The sequence below is a fragment of the Nocardiopsis oceani genome (assembly GCF_054777395.1).
Genome location: NZ_BAAHAR010000040.1, coordinates 37,887 through 59,604, shown reverse-complemented (window position 1 = coordinate 59,604; position 21,718 = coordinate 37,887). Strand labels below are relative to the sequence as shown.

At 70.7% G+C, this 21,718-nt stretch carries 19 protein-coding genes; 5 read left to right on the top strand and 14 right to left on the bottom strand.

Going from position 1 to position 21,718, the window contains the following annotated elements; genetic code table 11:
* Positions 1 to 13 precede the first annotated feature (13 nt).
* From ACYVDG_RS23195 to ACYVDG_RS23165, 7 genes are all read right to left on the bottom strand, one after another.
* Positions 14 to 694, bottom strand: a complete 681-nt coding sequence (locus ACYVDG_RS23195; protein ID WP_460757697.1) for a hypothetical protein — start codon at positions 692 to 694, stop codon at positions 14 to 16.
* 67 nt (positions 695 to 761) lie between these two features.
* Positions 762 to 1,421, bottom strand: coding sequence for a hypothetical protein (locus ACYVDG_RS23190; protein ID WP_460757696.1), 660 nt, complete (start codon positions 1,419 to 1,421; stop codon positions 762 to 764).
* Complete coding sequence (locus ACYVDG_RS23185) at positions 1,414 to 2,127, bottom strand: hypothetical protein (protein WP_460757694.1); 714 nt, start codon at positions 2,125 to 2,127, stop codon at positions 1,414 to 1,416. Before ACYVDG_RS23185 ends, ACYVDG_RS23190 begins: the two co-directional genes overlap by 8 nt.
* A 93-nt stretch (positions 2,128 to 2,220) precedes the next feature.
* Positions 2,221 to 2,592: an STAS domain-containing protein gene (locus tag ACYVDG_RS23180; RefSeq protein WP_460757691.1), complete on the bottom strand. Its 372-nt coding sequence runs from the start codon at positions 2,590 to 2,592 to the stop codon at positions 2,221 to 2,223.
* Between the two features lie 309 nt (positions 2,593 to 2,901).
* Positions 2,902 to 3,966 (bottom strand): methylmalonyl Co-A mutase-associated GTPase MeaB, encoded by a 1,065-nt coding sequence (gene meaB / locus ACYVDG_RS23175; RefSeq protein WP_460757688.1) that lies wholly within the window; start codon positions 3,964 to 3,966, stop codon positions 2,902 to 2,904.
* The gene (scpA, locus tag ACYVDG_RS23170; protein ID WP_460757685.1) at positions 3,963 to 6,194 is read right to left on the bottom strand and encodes a methylmalonyl-CoA mutase; all 2,232 of its coding nucleotides are present in this window, start codon (positions 6,192 to 6,194) and stop codon (positions 3,963 to 3,965) included. Before scpA ends, meaB begins: the two co-directional genes overlap by 4 nt.
* Positions 6,191 to 8,170: a methylmalonyl-CoA mutase family protein gene (locus ACYVDG_RS23165; RefSeq protein WP_460757682.1), complete on the bottom strand. Its 1,980-nt coding sequence runs from the start codon at positions 8,168 to 8,170 to the stop codon at positions 6,191 to 6,193. The genes scpA and ACYVDG_RS23165 overlap by 4 nt, the downstream gene beginning before the upstream one ends.
* A 229-nt stretch (positions 8,171 to 8,399) precedes the next feature.
* On the opposite strand from ACYVDG_RS23165, the gene ACYVDG_RS23160 reads away from it, so the two are divergent.
* Positions 8,400 to 9,074, top strand: a complete 675-nt coding sequence (locus ACYVDG_RS23160) for a hypothetical protein (protein WP_460757677.1) — start codon at positions 8,400 to 8,402, stop codon at positions 9,072 to 9,074.
* Positions 9,075 to 9,165: 91 nt separating this feature from the next.
* Here ACYVDG_RS23160 and ACYVDG_RS23155 read toward each other — a convergent pair whose 3' ends face one another.
* From ACYVDG_RS23155 to ACYVDG_RS23140, 4 genes are all read right to left on the bottom strand, one after another.
* Complete coding sequence (locus ACYVDG_RS23155; RefSeq protein ID WP_460757674.1) at positions 9,166 to 9,570, bottom strand: spore-associated protein A; 405 nt, start codon at positions 9,568 to 9,570, stop codon at positions 9,166 to 9,168.
* A 10-nt stretch (positions 9,571 to 9,580) separates the two neighbouring features.
* A complete protein-coding gene (locus ACYVDG_RS23150; RefSeq protein WP_460757670.1) occupies positions 9,581 to 11,221 on the bottom strand; it encodes a serine/threonine-protein kinase in 1,641 nt (546 codons plus the stop codon).
* A 165-nt stretch (positions 11,222 to 11,386) separates the two neighbouring features.
* Positions 11,387 to 12,982: an outer membrane protein assembly factor BamB family protein gene (locus ACYVDG_RS23145; protein WP_460757666.1), complete on the bottom strand. Its 1,596-nt coding sequence runs from the start codon at positions 12,980 to 12,982 to the stop codon at positions 11,387 to 11,389.
* A gap of 117 nt (positions 12,983 to 13,099) precedes the next feature.
* Positions 13,100 to 13,732: a YigZ family protein gene (locus tag ACYVDG_RS23140; protein WP_460757663.1), complete on the bottom strand. Its 633-nt coding sequence runs from the start codon at positions 13,730 to 13,732 to the stop codon at positions 13,100 to 13,102.
* Positions 13,733 to 13,816: 84 nt separating this feature from the next.
* Here ACYVDG_RS23140 and ACYVDG_RS23135 point away from each other — a divergent pair, with 84 nt between their 5' ends.
* The 3 genes from ACYVDG_RS23135 (at position 13,817) to ACYVDG_RS23125 (ending at position 15,713) form a co-directional block, all read left to right on the top strand.
* On the top strand, positions 13,817 to 14,509 hold the full coding sequence (locus ACYVDG_RS23135; RefSeq protein WP_460757658.1) for a helix-turn-helix transcriptional regulator: 693 nt from the start codon (positions 13,817 to 13,819) through the stop codon (positions 14,507 to 14,509).
* Positions 14,510 to 14,552: 43 nt separating this feature from the next.
* Complete coding sequence (locus tag ACYVDG_RS23130; RefSeq protein ID WP_460757653.1) at positions 14,553 to 15,029, top strand: DUF3291 domain-containing protein; 477 nt, start codon at positions 14,553 to 14,555, stop codon at positions 15,027 to 15,029.
* Between the two features lie 66 nt (positions 15,030 to 15,095).
* Positions 15,096 to 15,713 carry a superoxide dismutase family protein gene (locus ACYVDG_RS23125; RefSeq protein WP_460757650.1) on the top strand — a complete coding sequence of 206 codons (618 nt, stop codon included), beginning with the start codon at positions 15,096 to 15,098 and terminating at the stop codon, positions 15,711 to 15,713.
* Between the two features lie 47 nt (positions 15,714 to 15,760).
* Here the strand turns inward: ACYVDG_RS23125 and ACYVDG_RS23120 are convergent, their stop codons facing one another.
* Positions 15,761 to 16,531, bottom strand: coding sequence for a TetR/AcrR family transcriptional regulator (locus ACYVDG_RS23120; RefSeq protein ID WP_460757645.1), 771 nt, complete (start codon positions 16,529 to 16,531; stop codon positions 15,761 to 15,763).
* On the bottom strand, positions 16,524 to 18,053 hold the full coding sequence (locus ACYVDG_RS23115; RefSeq protein ID WP_460757640.1) for an MFS transporter: 1,530 nt from the start codon (positions 18,051 to 18,053) through the stop codon (positions 16,524 to 16,526). Before ACYVDG_RS23115 ends, ACYVDG_RS23120 begins: the two co-directional genes overlap by 8 nt.
* Positions 18,054 to 18,252: 199 nt before the next feature.
* On the opposite strand from ACYVDG_RS23115, the gene ACYVDG_RS23110 reads away from it, so the two are divergent.
* Entirely contained in the window at positions 18,253 to 20,859 is a 2,607-nt protein-coding gene (locus ACYVDG_RS23110) for a PEP/pyruvate-binding domain-containing protein (RefSeq protein WP_460757637.1), read from the top strand.
* A gap of 82 nt (positions 20,860 to 20,941) precedes the next feature.
* Here the strand turns inward: ACYVDG_RS23110 and ACYVDG_RS23105 are convergent, their stop codons facing one another.
* Positions 20,942 to 21,649: a YidC/Oxa1 family membrane protein insertase gene (locus ACYVDG_RS23105; protein WP_460757634.1), complete on the bottom strand. Its 708-nt coding sequence runs from the start codon at positions 21,647 to 21,649 to the stop codon at positions 20,942 to 20,944.
* Between the last annotated feature and the right edge of the window lie 69 nt (positions 21,650 to 21,718).

The following is a 21,718-nucleotide window of genomic DNA, read 5'->3' as shown; positions in this document are numbered from 1 at the left end:
GGCCCAGGCGGAGTCAGTCCAGGTGTTCGGGGGCGTCCGGGGCTCGCGCGCCCCTCTCACGGGCGTCGTAGACCTCGGCGAAGTCGCGGGCGCGCTGGCGGTAGCGCTTGGCCCACGGACCGAGGAAGACCAGGTAGGAGGCGAAGAGCAGGGCCATCCCCACCTGCCACCAGAAGTTGAAGCCGGTTTCCCCGACGGCGTAGTTGAGCACGGCCAACCCGGCGAAGAGCAGTGCTCCTACCAGGCTCATGGCGTTGATGGTCTTCGGCGAGTTGACCTTGGCTTCGGCCTGGGCCGCGACGATCCGGGCGGCCCGGTTGACGGGCTCGTCCTCGTGGAGGCCGCCCCTGCGCACCTGGCGCTTGGCCTCCAGGAGATCGACCGGATCGGTGTCCGGCGGCAGGGTCGACGTGCCCAGCATGCGGCGCATCATGCGCGGCATGAACAGGATCAGGAAGCCGCATACGACCAGGAGGGGCACCATCATCCCGAGGACGGGGAACACCAGGAGTACTGGGTCGCCGCCCACGGCGAGGTAGGCCGTCACCATGGGAAGCAGCGTCAGGGCAACGAGGACCAGGGAGGCCCTGACGGCGTAGCCGCGCGGATTGTTCTGCGCGTAGACCTGCATCTGGCCGAACAGGGCCCTGGGATGTCGGCGAGCGGACGGGGGGTGTGTCGTGTGCTCGTTCATGTCCCCGCCTTACCCGGCAAGTGCGTTACCAATCCGAGACCATTGGATGACTTTTTCGTGACCCTCTTCAGGGTCCGTCCGGGCCACCCTCCGAAGGTTCGCCCCTCGCCGCGTCGTAGGCCGCGGCGAAGGCCCGGGCCCGCTTGTGGCCCCTCACCATCAGCGGCAGGGCGACGATGAGGACCACCAGGAAGAAACTGGCGGCCGCGAACACCGACACGGTGAGAAGGGTCCAGCCCTCGCTCGCGTAGCGGAACAGCCACTGCAGGAACAGCATCGCCACCATCCCGCCGCAGAAGAGGCCGTTGAGGGCGGGGCCCTGGTACCTGCCCTCCATACTCCGGGCAACCAGTGTCCGCGCGATCCGGTCCACCTCCGCGTCGCCCGAGGGCGCACCCGATCCGATCACCTTCCCGGCCGCGCGCACGTCGGCCCGGCTCGCGCCCTCGGGGAGGGGGTGCGAGCCCAGGGTCCGGTACAGCGTCGTCTGCACTGTCACGCCCGAGAACGCACCGACCAGCACCGATCCGAGGAAGGCCAGGAAGACCAGGAGATAGAACGGCCGCTCGATGCCGTCGAGCACGAAGGCGAAAGCAGCCACAGTACCCAGGAACACGAACAGGCCCACCGACAGCCCCGCCCAGCGGCCGATCATCCGGGGGTCCTCCCGCAGCCGGATCAACGCTTCGGAGAAGCGGCTACCGGTCCGAGGCGGCTGTTCACGCATGGCCCCTCCCGCCCCGTGCAGGAGAGCCCGCTTCCCCGTCGGGGTGCCCGGCGCCCTCGTCGTAGGCCGCGGCGAAGGCCCGGATCCGTCTGCGCTGCCGGACCGCCAGCGGGTAGAAGACCGCGGTGTAGACGCAGAAGAGGACCGCCAACCCGGCGTACATCACAGCCAGCCAGGTCCAGCCGTCGTTGGCCGTGTACTGAGCCACCACCTGGAGCACGGAAAGCCCCCCGAGCGCCCCGAAGAGGTACAGGATCGCCTTCGGGGACTGGAGCCTGCCTCTCAGGGCCTGCGCCGCGAGGATCCGCGCGATCCGGTCAACTTCGGGGTCGCCGGATGCCTCGCCGGAGCGGAAGACCTTCCGGGCAGCACGCACGTCGGCGGGGTCGGCTTCGGCCGGGAGGGGGTTCGAGCGCACAGTGCGCTTGACCATGACCACCATCAGCACCGCGAAGAGGGCACCGCCCAGGGCAGCACCGGGGAGCGCCACGAAGAGGAGGACGGGGAAAGGGAACGGCCGGTCGTCAGCCCCGGCACCGACCCCGACGAAGAGGCCGAGCGCCATACCCAGGAAAAGAAGCAGGCCGAAGAACAACCCCAACCAGGGACCGGCCCGGCGCGGCTCGTTCTGGTTGCGGATTTGCAGGCGGATCAGCGCGTCGGAGAAGCGGCGACCGGTCCGGGGGGTGGAAGCCTGTTCACTCATGGGCCCGCCCCACCCGGACATGACGTTATAAACCCGTGATCTTCACCCGGGGCGGGCCGGTAGCCGGAGGCGGGCGGAGTCGTGCCGGTGTGGCTAGCCGGCCTGGCGCTTGGCCTCCAGGGCCTCCATGGCGGCGATCGCGGTGGAGACGGTCTGGTGGACGGGGACCTGCCGGTGCAGTCCGACGAGGCGGACGACCTTGGTGACGCGTTCGTTGAGTGCCGCCAACGACAGGGATCCGTTCTGCTCGCGAACGGTCCGGTAGGCGTTGATGATGACGTTGAGCCCGCTGGAGTCCATGAAGTCCAGGGCGGACAGGTCCAGGATCAGCCACGGACCGTGGTCCTCGATCGCGGCCGTGATGTGTTCCTGGAGGTCGGCGATGGTCGCGATGTCGAGCTCTCCCTCGATCGCGACGATGACACTGCGGCTTTCAACCCGCGTGCTCAGTCCGAGCCTGTGCACATTCACTCCTCCCGGCCCCACGTTCTGAAGGTGAGGGGTCCCTCGCTTAACCATACGCAGTCCGACCGGGGACGACCACCGGGTCCGGCTCCACTCCCACAGAGCCGGTCCGGTGAGGGGAAACACGTGCGCGCCCTGGCGGCCTGGTAAGTCGTTGGACACTCACGGTATAAGCGAACCGCCGGTACGGGAATGCCATCAGGCAAGAAATTTTAGCCTCATGGGCGAGAACCATCACACCAAGGACCGGTATAGACCGTTTACCCTGTGTCATTTCACGACATGACGCCCGGTGCTGTCCGTTGTTCCTCAGACGTCCGTGCCGTCACCCTTGACCGGATCACGTTCCGTTCGCCCCCCTCGAACACCGTCACCTTGGGTGAAGAACTCCAACAGTGTGCGCGCGGCGAGAGTGGCCGTTGTGTCGCCCGATCGCACCTGGGCGGCCATCTTCGGGATGAGGTCCGCCACCCCCTCATCCCTCAGGAAGGTGTCCATGAGCTGGTCGCGGACCTGGTCCCACATCCAGCTCACCCCCTGTTCGCTGCGACGCTCGGCGAGGGACCCGTCGCGCTCCAGCACGCGCCGGTGCTCCACCACGGTCTCCCACACCTCGTCCAACCCGTCCCCGGACAGGCCGCTGCACGTGAGCACCGGCGGCCGCCACTCGGGGTGGACCTGGTGGAGCAGGCGCAGCGCACGGGAGAGCTCCCGTGCGGCCTTGCGGGCGTCGTCGGCGTGCGGGCCGTCGGCCTTGTTCACCGCGACCACGTCCACCAGTTCCAGCACACCCTTCTTGATGCCCTGGAGCTGGTCGCCGGTGCGGGCGAGCGTGAGGAACAGGAAGCAGTCGACCATGGCTGCGACCGTCACCTCGGACTGGCCGACGCCCACGGTCTCCACCAGCACCACGTCGAACCCGGCCGCCTCCATGAGCAGCATGGTCTCCCTGGTCGCCCGGGCCACCCCGCCCAGGGTCCCGGCCGTGGGCGAGGGCCGGATGAAGGCGTCCGGGTCCACCGCGAGGTCGGCCATGCGGGTCTTGTCACCGAGGATGCTGCCGCCGGTGCGGGTGGAGGACGGGTCGACCGCGAGTACCGCCACCCGGTGCCCCGTCGAGGTCAGGCGGGTACCGAGCGCATTGATAAAGGTGGACTTTCCCACCCCGGGCACCCCGGTGATCCCGACCCGGTGGGCCTTACCGGTGTGCGGGAGCAAGCGCACCAGGAGTTCCTGGGCGGCACGCGCGTGGTCCGGCCGACGCGACTCCACCAAGGTGATCGCCCGGGCAAGGGTGGGCCGGTCCCCGGAGAGGACCCCCTCGGCGAGGGCGTCCACGTCCAACGGACGCCTCCTGCGCGCCGCCACGGTCACTCCCCTTCCTGGCCGGGGTCCGGTCGCTCCTCCAACTGGTCGAGCAGGTCGATCGCGGCCTCCGCGATGACGGTGCCCGGCGGGAAGATCGCGGCCGCGCCGGCCTCGCGCAGCGCCTCGAAGTCACCCGGCGGGACCACGCCTCCGACCACGATCATGATGTCCTCGCGGCCGAGCTCGGCCAACTCCTCGCGCAGAGCGGGCACCAGGGTCAGGTGCCCGGCCGCCAGCGAGGACACCCCGACCACGTGTACGTCGGCCTCCACGGCCTGCACGGCTACCTCGGCCGGCGTCTGGAACAGCGGGCCCACGTCGACGTCGAAGCCGAGGTCGGCGAAGGCCGTCGCGATGACCTTCTGTCCCCGGTCGTGCCCGTCCTGGCCCATCTTCGCCACGAGGATTCGGGGGCGGCGGCCCTCCTCCTCGGCGAACTCCTCGACCCTGGCGGTCACCCGGTCCATCAGACCGGCCGCGTCGGCGCTCCCGGAGGCCTCGTCCTTGTACACACCCTGAATCGTACGGATCTGGCCGGAGTGGCGGTTGAAGACCTTCTCCATGGCGTCGGAGATCTCCCCGACCGTGGCCTTGGCCCGGGCGGCGTTCACGGCGGCGGCCAGGAGGTTGTTCGTCAGGCCCTCGTCGGCCTTGGACTCCCCCGCAGCGGCCTCGGTGAGGGCGTCCAAGGCGGCGCGCACCTCGTCATCGCTGCGCTCCGCACGCAGACGGCTCAGCTTGTCCAGCTGCTCGGTGCGCACCTTGGTGTTGTCGACCTTGAGGACGTCGATCTCGTCCGGGGTGTCGGGCCGGTACTTGTTGACCCCGATCACCGGCTGGCGGCCGGAGTCGATACGCGCCTGGGTGCGGGCGGCCGCCTCCTCGATGCGCATCTTGGGCAGTCCGGCGTCGATCGCGGCGGCCATGCCCCCGGCCCTCTCGACCTCCTGGATGTGCTCCCAAGCCTTGTCGGCGAGCTGCTGGGTGAGGCTCTCCACGTAGTAGCTGCCGCCCCAGGGGTCGACGGAGCGGGTGGTGCCGGACTCCTGCTGCAGGAGCAGCTGGGTGTTGCGGGCGATGCGCGCGGAGAAGTCCGTGGGCAGGGCCAGCGCCTCGTCGAGGGCGTTGGTGTGCAGCGACTGGGTGTGCCCCTGGGTGGCGGCCATCGCCTCCACGCAGGTGCGCGCGACGTTGTTGAACACGTCCTGGGCGGTGAGCGACCAGCCGGAGGTCTGCGAGTGCGTGCGCAGGCTCAGCGACTTGTCCTTGGTGGCCCCCAGGTCCTTGACCAGGCGCGCCCAGAGCAGGCGGGCGGCCCGCAGCTTGGCGACCTCCATGAAGAAGTTCATGCCGATCGCCCAGAAGAACGACAGGCGGGGCGCGAACACGTCCACGTCCAGGCCGGACTTCTGGCCGGCCCGGATGTACTCCACCCCGTCGGCCAGGGTGTAGGCCAGCTCCAGGTCGGCCGTGGCACCGGCCTCCTGCATGTGGTAGCCGGAGATGGAGATGGAGTTGAACCGCGGCATCCGCTGCGAGGTGTACGCGAAGATGTCGGAGATGATCCGCATCGACGGGTGCGGCGGGTAGATGTAGGTGTTGCGGACCATGAACTCCTTGAGGATGTCGTTCTGGATGGTCCCCGACAGCTTCTCGGGGGACACACCCTGCTCCTCGGCAGCGACGATGTACAGCGCCAGGACGGGCAGCACCGCACCGTTCATGGTCATGGACACGCTCATCCTGTCCAACGGGATGCCGTCGAACAGCTGGCGCATGTCGTAGATGGAGTCGATGGCCACGCCGGCCATACCCACGTCACCGCCCACCCTGGGGTGGTCGGAGTCGTAGCCGCGGTGGGTGGCCAGGTCGAACGCGACCGAGAGGCCCTTCTGGCCCGCGGCGAGGTTGCGGCGGTAGAAGGCGTTGGACTCCTCCGCGGTGGAGAAACCCGCGTACTGGCGGATGGTCCACGGCTGGTTGACGTACATGGTCGGGTAGGGCCCGCGCAGGTAGGGCGGGATACCCGGAAGCCCGTCGGTGAAGTCGAGTCCCGCACGGTCGGCCGGCGTGTAGAGCGGCTTGACCCCGATTCCCTCGGGGGTCTCCCATTCCAAGGCATCTGCGGCCTTGCCGGTTGTGTCCTCCAGGGCGCGCTGCCAGTCGGCCTCGCCCTTGGCCGCACCGGTGAAGGCGGGTAGCTGGGGGTCGACGTCGGAGAAGTCGGGGATCATGCGCTCGCCCCCTGGGCGTTGTCTCTGCTTGCTGTCGGGGCCGGAGGGTCGGTGAGCACCACGTCGAGCAGGTCGGTGAGCAGGGCCACGGCGTCGCAGCCCCGGTGGGCGAAGGAGTCCACACCGGCCTCGCGGTAGGCGTCCCGAGGGGACCCGGCCAGGAGGACACGGCGGGCACCGGCCCCCTTGAGCGCGCGGGCGACGCTCTCGGCGTGCTCGGCGTAGAGCTGGTCCGTGGAGCAGATCACCGCGACACGGCTGCCGCAGTCGGCGAAGGCCTGGGCAGCTGCCCGGGCGTCGTCGAGCGGTCCCGGCTCGTCGACCGCGATACCTCCGGCGGCGAGGAGGTTCGTGGCGAAGGAGGCCCGCGCGGTGTGCGCGGCGACCGGGCCGAGGGTGGCCAGGAAGGCTGTGGGCCGCTGACCCGCCTCCCCGGTCCGGGTGTCGGAGCGGTCGCGCAGGGCCTCGAAGTCCTGCGCGTACCGGCGGACCGGGAAGCCCTCGGGGACGGGCGCCGCCGGGCGGGCCGGGTCGGGTTCGCGGACGAGCGGCTTCTCGTCCGGGTCCGGGAACTCGCTGACACCGGTGAGCGGGGCCCTGCGGCGGGCCAGGTCGTCGCGGCGCAGCTCCCACACCCGGTCCACCGCCGTGCGCAGTTCGCCGTGCTCGATCGCCGCCGCGATCCCCCCGGCACGCTCCAGTTCCTGGAAGAAGCCCCACCCGGCGCGGTAGAGGTCGCCGGTGAGGGCCTCCACGTAGAAGGAGCCGCCCGCCGGGTCGATGACCTGGGCCAGGTGGGATTCCTCGATGAGCAGCGACTGGGTGTTGCGGGCGATACGGCGGGCGAAGTCGTCGGACAGGCCCACCGCGGAGTCGAAGGGCGCGACGGTGACCGCGTCGGCGCCGCCCACCCCGGCGGCGAAGCAGGCCACGGTCGTGCGGAGCATGTTCACGTGCGGGTCACGGCGGGTGAGCATCGCCTCCGATGCGGTGGCGTGCAGGCGCATGGCCCGCTGGTCCGCTGGCAGGCCCGAGGCCTCCAGCACCTGGTTCCACATGGCGCGGACCGCGCGGAGCTTGGCGATGACCGAGAACTGGTCGGCGTTGGCGGCCAGGCGGAACTCGATCCGGCGGGCGGCGTCAGCCAGCTCGAGGCCGGCCTCGGTGAGCGCGCGCAGGTAGGCGGTTCCGGCGGCGATCGCGGATCCGATCTCCTGGGCCTCGGAGCCGCCCGCGTTGTGCACGAGGGTGCCGTCGGCGATGAACAGGCCGAGCTTGGGGTAGGTGGCGGCTTTCTCGGCGGCGAACCGCGCCCGGTCGGCCACGTCGGGGCGTTCACCGGCCAGGGCGGCCGTGCTGAGGGGGTCCAGGCCCAGGTGGGAGATGACCCGGGCGTCCGGGACGTCGGCGTCGGCGTGTGCGGTGAGCAGCGCGTTCGCGGCATCCAAGGCGGTCTCACCCGACGCGGAGAGCACGACGGGGGCGAGGTCGAGGTAGACGTCGGCGAGCGCCGCACCGAGCTTGTCGGCCGGCACCCCTCCACCGTCCTCAACGGACGCCTCCGGCCCAGGGGCCTCTCCCACGCTGACCCACAGCGAACTGACGCCGTTCATCAGGTCGTTGTGCATGCGGCGGCGGAGGGTCTCCGGGTCCGCGTCGGTGTGCCGGGCGCGGATGTCCCAGCCCTCGGTGACTCCCCCGCCCGGCCGGTAGCCGCGGGTGAAGGGGGCCAGGCCCGGGTAGCCGGGATCACCCGCGGGCGGGGTGGATGTGTAGAGGGGGTCGATGTCGAACCCGTCGTAGGCGTGGGTGGCCAGCACGGATTCGGGGGCGTCGGCGAGGCGGTCCTCAGCGACACCGCTCTTGCGCAGCACTCCCGCGACGAGTTCGCGCCACCGTTCAGGTGTGGCCGCCGGGAAGCCTTCGGCCAGGTTGGGCGCCGGTGTACCGGCTGCCCCTCTCTCAGGGACGTCCATACTCCGAGATGGTAGAGAACCGGGTTCGGTTTCGGTGAGCCGGGGTGTGGTGCCCGGCACAGAATCGCGCTCCACTGCTCTGAACAGCGGGGATTCCCCGCCGCCCCGGCACACCACTACCCCCAAGGCTATGACATGGGACACAGATACGCGGATCGGCGAACCACTTCGGAGGGTCTCGCAACGTAGTGGCCGAACGTCGCAGTAAGACACAGACAGGACACTCGGAATGCTGAACTCCGCTCGTAGACACCGCCTGGCTCTTGGCGTGGCCGCCGCAGGCTCGGCTCTGGCCCTCGCCGCCTGCGGTGCCGACGACCCCCAGCCCGCGGAGCAGGACACGGCCGCCGAGGAGGCCGAGGACGTCGAAGAAGAGGATGCGGACGGCGCTGCCGACGGCGGCGACTTCAACCAGGGCCCCATCCCGGACGAGGCACCCGAGGCTGACGAGGCCGACCTGCCCGACGAACCTGCGGACGACGCCCCGCTGAGTGAGCGCCTGGGCTGGGACGCGATCGAGACCGTGTCGTCCTTCGCGAAGGTCGGCGACCCCGACGCCGCAGCCGACTGCCCCGACATCGAGGGTGAGGAGGGTGAGACCGCCACCTGCACCATCACCTACCTGGGCGAGGAGCTCGAGTACTCCCTGGAGATCGAAGGCGGCGGCATCCTCGTCACCTACGACTGGGAGCTGTCGGAGGCCCCGCTGCAGCGCGAGGTCGTCGAGGACACCCTCCGCGTGCGCGCCGAGACCGAGGATGTGCGCTGCGACATGGACGACGTCCTCATGATCGTCCCGGGCGCCGACGACGTCGCGACGTGCGAGGCGCAGGACGAGGACCGGGTGCGCGACTACAGCGTGAGCATCGGCGACACCGGGACCCTCAGCGTCTACGAGGTCTAGGCCCAGGCCAGGCCTTTCGGGTCCTACCGGTCCCGTGCCGTTGCCCTTCGCCCTCAACGGAAACGTTGGCGCGCGACGGCACGGGTCCGGCTCAGCCGCCGCAGTTGGTCCCGTTGCGCACGACCCACTCGTTGCCGATCACGCCGCCCCAGTCCACGCACTGGCCGGCGGCCTCCAGGTAGATCGGCCCCGCGTACATGGTCCAGTCCCCGGGGTCCGTCTGCCAGGACGTGCCGTCGCTGCGCTTGAGGACGGCGTCCATGTTCATGGCGTCGCCGGGATCGGCGCGGACGACCATCACGCAGTTGCGGCCGTTGGAGTTGTTGTAGGTCAGGTAGATGGTTCCCCCGCCTATGTCGGCGCTGTTGACCACGTTGTACCCGTCGCCGCACACGCCGTTGTAGGGCGCCGCCGAGGCAGGGGCCGCGTACGCGAGAACCGAGATCAGGGCGATGCTGAGCCCGCAGGAGGCCCAGCGGGTGAGGGACTTCGACACTTCTCTCCTCCTACCAGGGCGGGGTTCCGGTGCCGCTGGTCTGGTGGTGCTCCACGAGTCGGGTGATGGTGTAGCTGCCGTCGGAGCCCTCCGTGTACGTGACCTCAGCCGAGATCGTGCGGCTTCCGCTGTTGACGTAGCCGGTCAGCGTGGACGGGCTGGAAGGCACCGAACCCGCGTCGCCGTTGCCCACGGCCCCTCCCTCCCCCTGGCAGAAGCTCCACGCGCACAACACCGTCGCGTCGTCCACCACGCCGTACTTGCCGGAGCCGTTGACCGGCTGAAAGGCCACGACGTGGTTTCCCGAGGGGCTGGAGCCCCCTGCGCTCACCCCGGCCCCGACCGTGGCCATCGTGGTGACGGGCTCTCCGTCCTCATCCGAACCGCCACCGCCGTCGTCGCTGTCGGCCTCGGCCCCCGTGTCCTCTTCCGCTTCTGAGGGCTCCTCGGAGGGTTCCTCCGAGGGCCCCTCCAAGGTGTCGGCGTCGGCGTGATCGGGGTCCGTCCCACCGCCGCCGTCAGTGGAACCCTCGTCTTCGGGTCCGTCGGCGCCGAACCAGGCGGCGATCGGCAGGGTGTCCCAGTTGGTGGCGACCGCGGCACCGCCCACCCCCGCCAGCAGCAGCAAGACGGCGGCCGCGGCGGCCGCGGCCCCCTTCCTGCGGCCCTTCCCGCGGCCCCGTTTGGGCACCTCGACCTTGCGTTCCTCGGGGGTGCGCACCCCGTGCCAGGTGGCCTGGAGTGTCTCGGACACCGCCGCCCCGGCTGCCGCGGGGCCCTCGATCGGGCCGATCGGACGGCCCAGGTTGAGCAACTGCATCACACCGATCACCAGCGCCATCGCGGTGGGCCGCTGGGCCGCGTCCTTGGACAGGGCTCTGAGGGCGAGTTCGGCGAGGGGGCCGTCGAAGCCCTCCATGTCGGGTTCACCGCTGATCACGCGGTGTGCGACGGCTGCGGGGTCGCCGCCGCCGAACGGAGGGCGTCCGGTGGCGGCGTAGGTGACGAGGGCGCCCCAAGCGAAGATGTCGTCGGCCGTACTGATGGGCTCGCCACGGTAGTGGGCGGGGCTGATCCATCCGGAGGATCCGAGCACCGAACCGGTCCGGGTGAGCGCGGTCTGGTCCAGGGCGCGGGCGATACCGAAGTCCAGTACCCGGGGCCCGTCCGGGGAGACCACGATGTTCGCGGGTTTGAGGTCCCGGTGGACCACCCCGGCCGCGTGGATCTGCGCGAGCGCCTCGGCGATGCCCGCCGCGAGCCCGTGCAGGAGGCCGGACGGCAGCGGACCGCGGTTCTCGCGCAGGTAGGCGTTGAGGGTGAGGCCGCGCACCAGCGGGGTGGCCAGCCAGGGATGGGCGCCTTCGGTGTCGGCCTCCAGGAGCGGCACCGCACACGCACCGCCCACCCGGCCGAGCATGTCGACCTCACGGGCGAAGCGCCCCCGGAAGTCGGGGTCGGCGGCGAACTCGGGATGGATCACCTTGACCGCGACCAGGGTGCCGTCCTTGGCCTGGGCGGCATACACGACGCCCATGCCTCCGGCACCCAGGCGGTTGAGCGTCTGGTAGGGACCGATCTCGGAGGGGTCGGCGGGGATGAGGTCGGTGGCAGTGGCCGGCAGGAGGGCCGAGGTCCGGGCAGGGCTCATGGGGCTCAAGTGGGGTGGGGTGTCGGTAGGGGGCGCTGGGGCGGAACGCCACTCGCGGGGTGCGCCAGAACATGCATCCTAGCCGCCCGGAACCGACCTCCCTCGGAAAATCATGCCGCTCTGGCGGTCAGCACACCTCTGTGGCCGGAACCGGCCATGTCCCGGTCAGCTGGCGTCCTCGGTGGGCTCGTCCTCCGAGCCGTCCCCGTCCTCGTCCTCGGAGCCGTCGGCGGGATCGTCCTCGGTGTCCGTGCCGGGTTCGGGGCCGATGACGAACCGCTGGCGGTCCTGGACGAGGATGGCGTGTCCGGTATCCGTGATCGCCTCCACGTACGCGGAGAGGTCGTCGCCGACCACGTCCATGGTCTCGGCGTCCAGCACCAGCTGTTCGTCCTCGTCCTCGTCCTCGTTGGAGCGCGCGTCACCGTAGACCAGGCCTCCGTGGGCGAAGGCCGGTGAGAGGGAGTCGTCCTCGTCCTCGAGGCCCCAGCGGACCTCGCCCTCCACCAGGTCGACGGCGGCCATGGTGGCCTCCCCGCTGGCCTGGGGCAGCAGCAGGGTGCCGGTTTCGCTGTCGTAGAGGCTTCCCGGGACGCCCGCCTCGTCGAAGTACGGCGAGACCGGGTTGGTTCCCGACTCCTCAAGGGTCCACAGCAGCTCGCCGTCGACGGCGTCGTGTCCGGAGAGGAAGGACGTCGCCTCGGGCTGGGCCCAGCGCAGCAGGACGACCTCCGAGTCGCCTTCACGGTCCTCAGCGCCCTGAGCGTCCTCCGCGTCCTCGTCTTCCTCGGTGCCCTCGTCGTCAGCGGTCCCGTTGTCGCCTTCCTCGTCCCCGTCCTCCGCGTCGTCCTCCTCGGGCACCGGGGTCCCGAAGATCCCGAGAACCTGCGGTACGGGGACCGGCGCCGTCGCGGGCAGGCCCAGTTCCTCGTCGTCGACCGTCACCGACCAGAGGTACTCCCCAGCGGAGTCGGGGTCCAGCGAGTGGGCGTGCAGAGTGGAGTCGCCGGGGTCGAGCAGGAGCGTGTCGCCCCAGACGGCGACCGGTACGCCGAAGCGCTCGGAGCGGTCATCGCCCTCCTCGTCTTCGGCACCCTCGTCCGCGGATCCCTCTCCGGTCTCGTCGTCGGTGTCCTCGTCGTCCGCCGCCTCGTCGTCCTCGTCCGTGTCCTCGGGCTCGGACTCGAACGTGTAGGACCACAGTTCTTCCCCGTCGGTGTCCAGCACCGCGTACTCGCCGTCGGGTTCCTCGGCGCTCCACTCGGCCGGGCGGCGCACCGCCACCCCGTCAAGGTAGGCGTCGCCGGGCTCCGCGGGCTCCCAGAGAAGCTCGCCCTCGGAGTCGAGCACGAACGGATTGTCCTCGCCGTCCGCGAGGAGCAGGACGGACTCGCCTTCGGAGTCCACGTCGAAACCGCGGAAGCGCGCCTCGCCCTCCCAGAGGGCCTCCCCCGTGGCCGCGTCGTGCAGCAGGTGGCTGTCCTCGCCCCCCGAGCTGATCAAGAAGGAGCCGCCCACGGGGCTGATCCGCACACCCAGGGGGTCGTCGAGGATTTCGTGGACCTCGGCGTCGTCACCGTGCAGGTAGCGCAGGGCGTCGCCCTCGATCCCCGGGGGCAGGTCCCCCTCGAACTCGGTGGGGACCGGGGCGGCCTCTTCCTCTGGACCGGGTTCGGGCGGTTCCGGATCGCCTGTACACCCGACGACCAGCAGCGCCGCGAGACCACAGGTCAGGGCCTGGGGCACTCGTGTGCTGCGCATGGACGGTCTCTCCCCACGAAACGATGACGTTTACGGCAAATCCTAAGCCGGGGAACGGCCAAGTGGATACACACCCCGATCGCGCGGTACGTCCGACCGAACCGGCGCTCCCGGGGGTCAGGACTCGGTGTCGGGCTCGACCTCGACGACTGTGCTGCCCCTCACCTCGAGGTCCGCCTTGCCGCCGGTCAGTTCGGCCAGCCGGACCCCGAAGTCCGCGAGCGCGTCCTCGGGCAGGGCCACCTCGATGCGCACCCGCTCCTCGTAGGAGACGTCCCGGACCGTGATCGGGGAGTCGCGCAGGTCGCTCTCCAACCGCCCGCCGAGGACGTAGTCGGCGAACACGTCCACCACGAGCAGTCGGCGGCGCTCCAGCAGGCCGAACTCCTCCACCGCCGCGGAAACGGCGTTGCCGTAGGCGCGGATGAGCCCGCCCGCGCCGAGTTTGGTCCCGCCGAAGTAACGGGTGACGACGGCGACGGTGTCGGTGATCCGCCGGTGGCGCAGTACCTCCAGCATGGGCACCCCTGCGGTCCCGCCGGGTTCACCGTCGTCGCTGGACCTCTGGACGCCGCCGTCCTCGCCCAGCACGTAGGCGGTGCAGTTGTGGCTGGCGCTCCAGTGCTCCTTGCGCCGCTCCGCGATGAACTCACGGGCGGCGTCCTCGCTGTCCACCCTGGCCAGGGCACAGATGAAGCGGGACTTCTTGATCTCGATCTCGTGTTCGCCGCCGGATCTGATCGTTCTCATATCGCCTGTTCAGGAGGGGCCGTGGTGGACCGCACCAGTCTGCCATCCCGTGGGCCGCGCCCCTCGAGGGAGCACAATGGGGGGATGATGGACGACTCCTCGATCGACGCCGCCCGGGTCCTCGGCGACCCCCTGCGGCGCAGGCTGTACGAGCACGTCGCGGGCTCGGGGACGGAGGTCGGCCGGGGTGAGGCCGCCGAGGCGCTCGGGATACAGCGCACCCTGGCCGCGCACCACTTGGACCGGTTGGCGGACGCGGGCCTCCTGGACGTGGTCCGGCGCAAGGTGAGCGGCCGGGAGGGGCCGGGTTCGGGGCGGCCGGCCAAGCTGTACCGGCGTTCGGAGCGGGAGGTCTCACTGCAGTTGCCGCCGCGCGACTACGAGCTGGCGGCACGGGTGCTGGCCGAAGCGGTCGAGCGGCACGGCGCCGAGGAGTCGCTGCACGCCGCTGCCGAGGAGGAAGGTCGTCGGATCGGCGCGGCGGCCGGAGCGGGTTCGGTGGTGGACCTGCTGCGCGAGCGGGGCTACGAGCCGGAGCCGGACGGCGGCCCGGAGACCGGCCGCACTGACGGCAGCCCGCACAGCGGGGGGATCCGGCTGCGGAACTGCCCTTTCCACGCGCTGGCCGGGGAGTTCCCGCCGCTGGCCTGCGGGCTCAACCTGGAGCTGCTCCGGGGGATGCTGGCCGCCCACGCGGAGGGGCAGGACCGGGACGCGCCGCGGACCCGGCTGGCCCCGGAGAAGGGTCGGTGCTGCGTCCTCATTTTCCAAAAATAATGATCGTTGACTTAGAAGCGCGGGCCATGGTGTCCTGTTTCCCATGAGCCATCCCTCCCACCACCTCGCGCAGATCAACGTCGGCATACTCAAAGCCCCCTTGGACACCCCCGAGATGTCGGGTTTCACCGACCAGCTCGACCCGATCAACGCCCTGGCGGACCGGTCGCCCGGCTTCGTCTGGCGGCTCGTCGGCGACGGGGAGGGCGACGCGACCGGACTGCGGCCGTTCGGCGACGACATCCTGGTGAACTTCTCGGTGTGGGAGGACGTGGCGTCACTGTGGGACTTCACCTACCGCACCGAGCACCTGGAGCTGCTGCGCCAGCGCAGGAGCTGGTTCGAGAGGTTCTCCGCCGCACACCTCGCGCTGTGGTGGATCCCTGCTGGTACGGTCCCCACACTGGAGGAGGGCGGAGAGCGCCTGGAAACCCTGCGCGAGAAGGGACCGACGCCAGCGGCGTTCACCCTCAGGAGTGCCTTCGACCCTCCAGCCACGCTGCAGCCACCGCGCTTGTAGTTATCTGATCGACACCTTGGGTAACGTTGTGGGCATCCAACGCGCCGATTACCCGGGAGTCCCGACATGCGCACCACCACACCCGCCGTCGGTCTGGCCCTGACCGCTCTCCTCGCCGCCGGCTGCGCACAGGGGGACCCCGCGACCACCGACGGATCAGCCGCCACCGACGGCCCCGCAGCGGACCCCACCGCGTCCCCGAGCGTGACCGTCTCGACCTTCCTCCCTCCCGGGGAGGACGCCCTCGCGGTCACCTACGACGAGACCGCCGTGCCCGAGGGCGCCACCGCGGACGTCCAAGTCCGCGTCGAGGACGAGTCCACGTTCGTGCAGTTCACCGGGACCGACCTGGAGGCGGACCGCGACTTCGGCGCCCACGTGCACACCCAGCCCTGCGGCGACGACCCGGACGACTCGGGGCCGCACTACCAGCACGAGGTCGACCCCGAGGCGGAGGAGGACGACCCCTCCACCGACCCCGACTACGCCAACCCCGAGAACGAGGTCTGGCTCGACTTCACGACGGACGACAGCGGTAAGGCAGCCGTGGACTCGACCGTCGACTGGGAGTTCCGCGAGGGCGAGGCGCAGTCCCTCGTCCTGCACGAGGAGCACACAGCCACCCACGAGGGCCACGCGGGCACCGCGGGCGACCGCCTCGCCTGTGTGACCGTGGAGTTCTGACCCGCTTCGGACCGGGGATCACCTGAGGCAGCCCTGAGGCAGCCCGGTCAGGCTTCCTCCGCGCTCGCCGGGGCGGTGAGCGAAGCCAGGTACTGCGTCCTGGTGATCTCCAGCGCCTGGGCGACGTACCGTCGCGTGATCTCGTCGAGTTCCTCGCGGCGGTCGGCGCCGGCAGAGGGCGCCAGGGCGCGGCAGATGGTGTCGGCGCACAGGTCGGCGACGCGCTCCTCTGAGGGCAAGCGGTCCTCCGGTGTCGTGGGCCGCGCCGCTACGTAGCCGTAGAAGACGGCCGTGAAGGAGTACACCAGTTCCTCAGTGGGCACGTCGTCGCGGACCAGCCCGCTGGCGCGAAGCTCCTCTAGGTAGGCAAGGAAACTCTGCGCCCTCTCCGAGGCACTCCATTCGTCCTTGCGGCGGTCCGCGAGACGGCCCAGTGTGCTCTGGTCCCCCAGCATGAGCGCGGTCAGCAGCGGCCGGCTGTGGAACATCCGAACGAAGAGTCGGACCAGGCCGTAGAGGCTGGCCTGGTCCGGATCGCGGCGGAACGCGTCCTCGACGTCGGTCAGTATCCCCAGGCGCTCGCGCCGCAGCAAGGAGGCGAAGAGCGCGTCGCGGTTGCGCCAGTGCAGGAAGAGCGTTCCCTTGCTGACCTGGGAGTTACGGGCGATGTCGTCCAAGGTGGTCTTGCGGTACCCCCAGCGCAGCACCAACTCCTTGGTCACGTCGAGGATGTGCTCGGCGCGCTCTTCGCGCCGTTCTCTCGTGCGCTGCTCACGCGACTTCCGCTGCTCCATGGTCATGCCCTCCACGCTAGCCATCCCGGGACATGGTCGAGCGCAGCCGCGTCCCCCGCATCACGAGCACCGCGACCGCCGCTGCCGCGCTCAGACCGGCCGCGGTGAGGAAAACGCCCTGCATACCCTGCGAAAGCGCTTCGTGGACGATGTCGCGCACACCGGGAGGCAGCGCACGAACCTCCTCGGGGGCGCCGAGCTCCAGCTCGGACGCGATGCGTGCGGGCAGCGCGACACCCTCCGCGGCGGCCAGTCCGCTCTGGAGGCGGTGGGTGAAGACCGCGCCGAGCACGGCGACCCCCAGCGCGCCGCCGAGGGACCGGAAGAAGGACACAGCCGCGGTCGCCGCCGCGGTGTCGGCCGGGTCGACCTCGTTCTGTGCCGCCAGGGTCAGGATCTGCATCACCATTCCCAGGCCGCAGCCGACCAGCGCGACTCCTGAGCCGAGCAGGACCAGCCCGCGCGGGTCGGTGGAGAGCCCGGCGAGCAGGAGGAAGGCGAGCAGGAGCAGCACCGTTCCCAGGGCCGGGTAGGGCTTCCAGCGTCCGGTACGGGCTGTCAGCAGCCCCGTCGCGGTGAGCGAGGCCATGAGGCCGACCAGCAGCGGGACCATCATCAGCCCCGAAGCCGTGGGCCCGAGGCCCGCCACCAGCTGCAGGTACTGCGGCAGGTAGATCATCGCCCCGTACATCGCCGCACCCACCAAGGCGGAGGCCGCGATGGCCGACACGATGGTGCGTCGGCCGAAGAGCCACGGCGGCATTATCGGTGCTGTGGCGCGCCGCTGCGTGTACACGGCCAGCGCCGTGAGGACCAGGGTCAGCGCGCCGAGGCCCCAGCTCCAACCGGACGTCCAGGCGAACTCGGTACCGGCCAGCGTGAGCAGCAGCATCACGGACGTGGCGGCGCCGGTGACGGCGGCCGCACCGGACCAGTCGAACACGGCCGGCTTCCGGGGCACCGTATCCGACGGCAGGAAACGTCCGCTGAGGACAAGGGTGACCGCACCCACCGGCACGTTGATCAGGAAGCACCACCGCCACCCCGTGTCGCCCAGGCCCACCAGGGCGCCGCCGAGCACCGGCCCGGACACCAGGGGCACCAGCAGGGCGGCGCCGAGGAGACCGTTGTAGCGTCCCCGTTCCCGCGGCGGCAGTACGTCGGCCAGCAGGATCTGGGCCAGCACCATGAGGCCGCCGGCCCCCACCCCCTGCAACGCTCGGGCGGCGATGAGCGCGGGCATGTTCGGCGCCAGGCCGGCGAGCAGGGCCGCCGCGGTGAAGAGCAGGACGGCCGCCATGAAGGGCCGCCTGCGCCCGAAGCGGTCGGACAGCGCCGCCCACAGCGGTGTGGCCACCGTCAGGGCGAGCAGGGTTGCGCTGGCCACCCAGGGGAGAAGGTCGATCCTGCCGAGGTCCCCGACGATGGTCGGCATGGCCGGACCGACGATGGAGCTGGTCAGAGCGGCCATCGCTGTTCCCAGCACGATGGCGGTCAGGACCGGCCGCAGACGCGGCGGCCCTGCCGCTTCCACCTGGTCGGTCATCTCCCACACCCTTCCGGACCGGGGCACTCAGGACACCGCACGGGCCCCGGTCGTTCACCACACCGACATCTACTATTGACCAAATATACTAAATTGGTCATTCTTACATTGGAAGAGTCAGCGGCCGAGAGTTGACAGACATCACCGCGCGGCCCGCCGACCCCTTCACGGACCGCCTTCAGCGTGAGGAGACCGCGTGATGAACAACGATGAACGGGGCCCAGCCGTGGTGCCCCTGGCAGAGATGGACACGCTCCTGGAACAGGCGGGCGGCAAGGCGGCCTCGTTGGTCAGGCTGATCCGGGCCGGGGTCTCCGTACCGGACGGCTTCTGTGTGACCACCGGCGCCTACGACCACTACGTCGAGCGCTCCGGACTGGGCGATCCGATCCTCGAGGCCGTGGCGGCGGCCGACCCGGGGGCACCGGAGACCCTGCGGTCCGCCGCCGACCGGGTGGCGGACCTGTTCCGAGGGGCACCGGTACCGGACGATGTCGCCGAAGGGATCCGCGCCGCCTACAAGCGGCTCGGAAGCGGGTCCGCCGCGGTCGCGGTCCGCTCCTCAGCCACCGCGGAGGACCTGCCGGAACACTCCTTCGCCGGGCAGCAGGACACCTATCTCAACATCCAAGGGGAAGAAGCACTGCTGGCGGCGGTGCGTGACTGCTGGGCGTCACTGTGGACGGCACGGGCGATCGGGTACCGCGCCCGCGCGGGCATCGCACCCGAACACGTCAGTCTGGCCGTAGTGGTCCAGGAGCTGGTGCCCTCGGACGCGGCCGGCGTGGCCTTCACCGCCGACCCGGTCACGGGAGCCCGGGAGCGCATCACGATCAACGCCGCCTGGGGACTGGGCGAGGCGGTGGTCAGCGGCGAGGTGACCTCCGACGTCCTGGTGGTGGACCGCGCCAGCGGAGCACTGGTGGAGCGGAGTACCGGGGACAAGGCCGTCATGACGGTGCCCCGTTCCTCGGGCACGGCCGAGGAACCGGTGCCGGACCACCTCCGGTTGCAGGAGGTGCTCCGGGACAACGAGGCCCGGGAACTCGCACACCAGTGCACGAGGATCGAGGAACTGTACGGCACACCGATGGACATCGAGTGGGCCCGCCACGCCGGAAACCTGTACATCCTGCAGGCCCGGCCGATCACCACGGCCCTCGCCCCGGCCCCGGGCACGGCCGGGGCCGTGGAAGCCGAGGTGTGGAACGACAGCCTCGCCGGGGACTACCTGTGGACCAGCGTCAACGTCGGCGAGGCCGTACCCAGCGTGATGACCCCCCTGACCTGGTCGGTGTTCGTGCATTCGATGGCGATGATCAAACCCCTGGGCCGGGTGCCCGGGATCATGCAGTTCGGCAACATCGGCGGCCGTCTCTACATGAACGTGTCCTTGTTCACCGCGTTCGGCTCGAAGGCCGAGGCGATGGCCGAGCAGATCACCGGGCACCTTCCCGACGGTGTGCGGATACCGCCGCTCGGGCTGTCACGGGGGCAGCTGATCGCACGCGCGGCGCCGGTGCTGTTGCGGGCGCTGCCGTCCCTGCTCCCGTACCGGCGCCGGACCGGCGAGAAGCTGGCCCAGGTCCCCGCACGCCTGGCCGCGGCCCGGGAGAGCATCCACGCGGCGCGGACCCCCGTCGAACTGGCGCGCTGCTGGGATTCCGAGGCGAACCCGGCCTTCGCCTTCGCCGCCCGCACCTTCTGGGCCTGCCACGGTCTCGGCCAGTTCGCCTTCCGCCCGTGGCTGCTCAAGCACGGCACGAGCGAGTCAGACGTCAACGCACTGAGCACCGGTGCGGATCCGACTCAGGACGAGAGCCCTCTGGCGAGTCTCGGCCCGGTGGTGGGGCTGGCCCAGCTGGCCCGCGGAGAGATCGACCGGCAGACCTTCATCGAACGCTGGGGGCACCGGTCCCCGGACGAGTTCGAACTGTCGGTACCCCGCCCGGCGGAGGACCCGGACCTGCTGGACCGGCAGGTCGACGAAGCGCGTGCATCCCTGGACCGGTTGGACTCCCTGGTGGAAAGCCAGCGCGAGACCCGGCGGGAGGCGCAGGAGCGGTTCGTGCGGCGCCATCCGGACAAGGCAGGAGAGCTGCGCCGACGGATGGAAGCTTCGGCGCGGGCGGCCCGGTTCCGGGAGGCCGGCAGGTCCGAGTGGGTCCGCTCCATCGGGGTCCACCGCGAGTTCGTGCTGCGCGCAGGGGAACTCACCGGGCACGGGGAGGACCTGTTCTTCCTGGAACTCGAGGAGCTGTTGGCCGTACTGCGCGGCGACGAGACGGCGCTGGCCAAGGTCCCGGCGCGCCGGGCGACCTACGACCTCTACCGCTCGCTGCCGACCTACCCCTCGTTCATCCGGGGCCGGTTCGACCCCCAGCTCTGGGCGTCGGACCCCCACCGCCGGGCCGACGTCTACGAGGAGGGATGTACCCCCACCGGCTCCACCGAGAGCGGGATCCGCGGCGCGCCCGGGGCCGCGGGCACGGTGGAGGGCACGGCGCGGGTCGTCGCCTCTGCTGCCGAAGGCGAGGCGCTGGCGCCCGGCGAGATCCTGGTGACCACCGTGACCAACGTGGGCTGGACGCCGCTGTTCCCCCGGGCCGGGGCCGTGGTCACCGACGTGGGCGCGCCGCTGTCGCATGCCGCGATCGTCGCGCGCGAGCTCGGCATCCCCGCGGTGGTGGGATGCGGCGACGCGACCACCCGGATCGCCACAGGCGACCGGATCCGGGTGGACGGGTCGCGGGGCACCGTCGAGATCGTGGCGTCCGCGGACACGGCGGCCGTTCCTCCCGCCTAAGGAAGGAGTGCCCGGGTACCGGATCGAGCGGGCCGGTACCCGGCGGCCAGGCCAGGGCGGCCCGTGTCCGGACAGCCCCTGGTCAGTCAGGCAGGATCCTGCGCAGGACCACCTTCTCGCCTAGCGCCCAGGCCGTGGAGGCGCACAGGTAGAGCCCCGCGGCCAAGGGGACGAAGGCGGCGACGACCACGGTCGCGAACTGCATGTAGGAGAGCATCCCGAGCATCGGGGGCTGCCCGGGGGTCTCCTTCATCATGGGCAGGACCACGTAGCGGCGGTTGGCCCAGGCCACCGCGGCGAGAGTGGCCAGGAGCGCGGCGAAGACCGGTGCGACCAGGAGCCCTTCCGCGCTGGCGACCAGGGTGCTGCCCAGTTCGACACCGCCGAAGGTGTGCCCCAGCAGCGGCTCCTCGACGGGACCGGCCCCGATGAACAGCCCGTACAGGGCGATGACCAGCGGGATCTGCGCCAGGCCCGGTAGGCATCCGGCCAGCGGCGAGGTGCCCGCCTCGGCGTAGGCCTTGCGCTGTTCGGCGACCATGCGTTCCGGGTTCTTCTGGTGCCGCTTCGAGATCTCCGCCAAGCGGGGCGCGATCCGGGCGCGCTGCTTCTCAGCGCGCACCTGGGCCACCCCCAGCGGCAGGAGCACGATGCGGACGACGACGGTGAGGGCGAGGACCGCCAGCCCGGCGGCCAGGGCTCCGGTGAGCGGGGTGAGCATGCCGGTCAGGGCGGCGAGGATCGATGAGAGCAGGTTGATGGCGGCCGCGATCGGCCCGAGGGTGTACAAGGTGAGGCCCTTCGTCTGGCTGGAGTGTTCAGACGTCAGGCCGCTCGAAGCCGCGACGCGGCGAGGGCG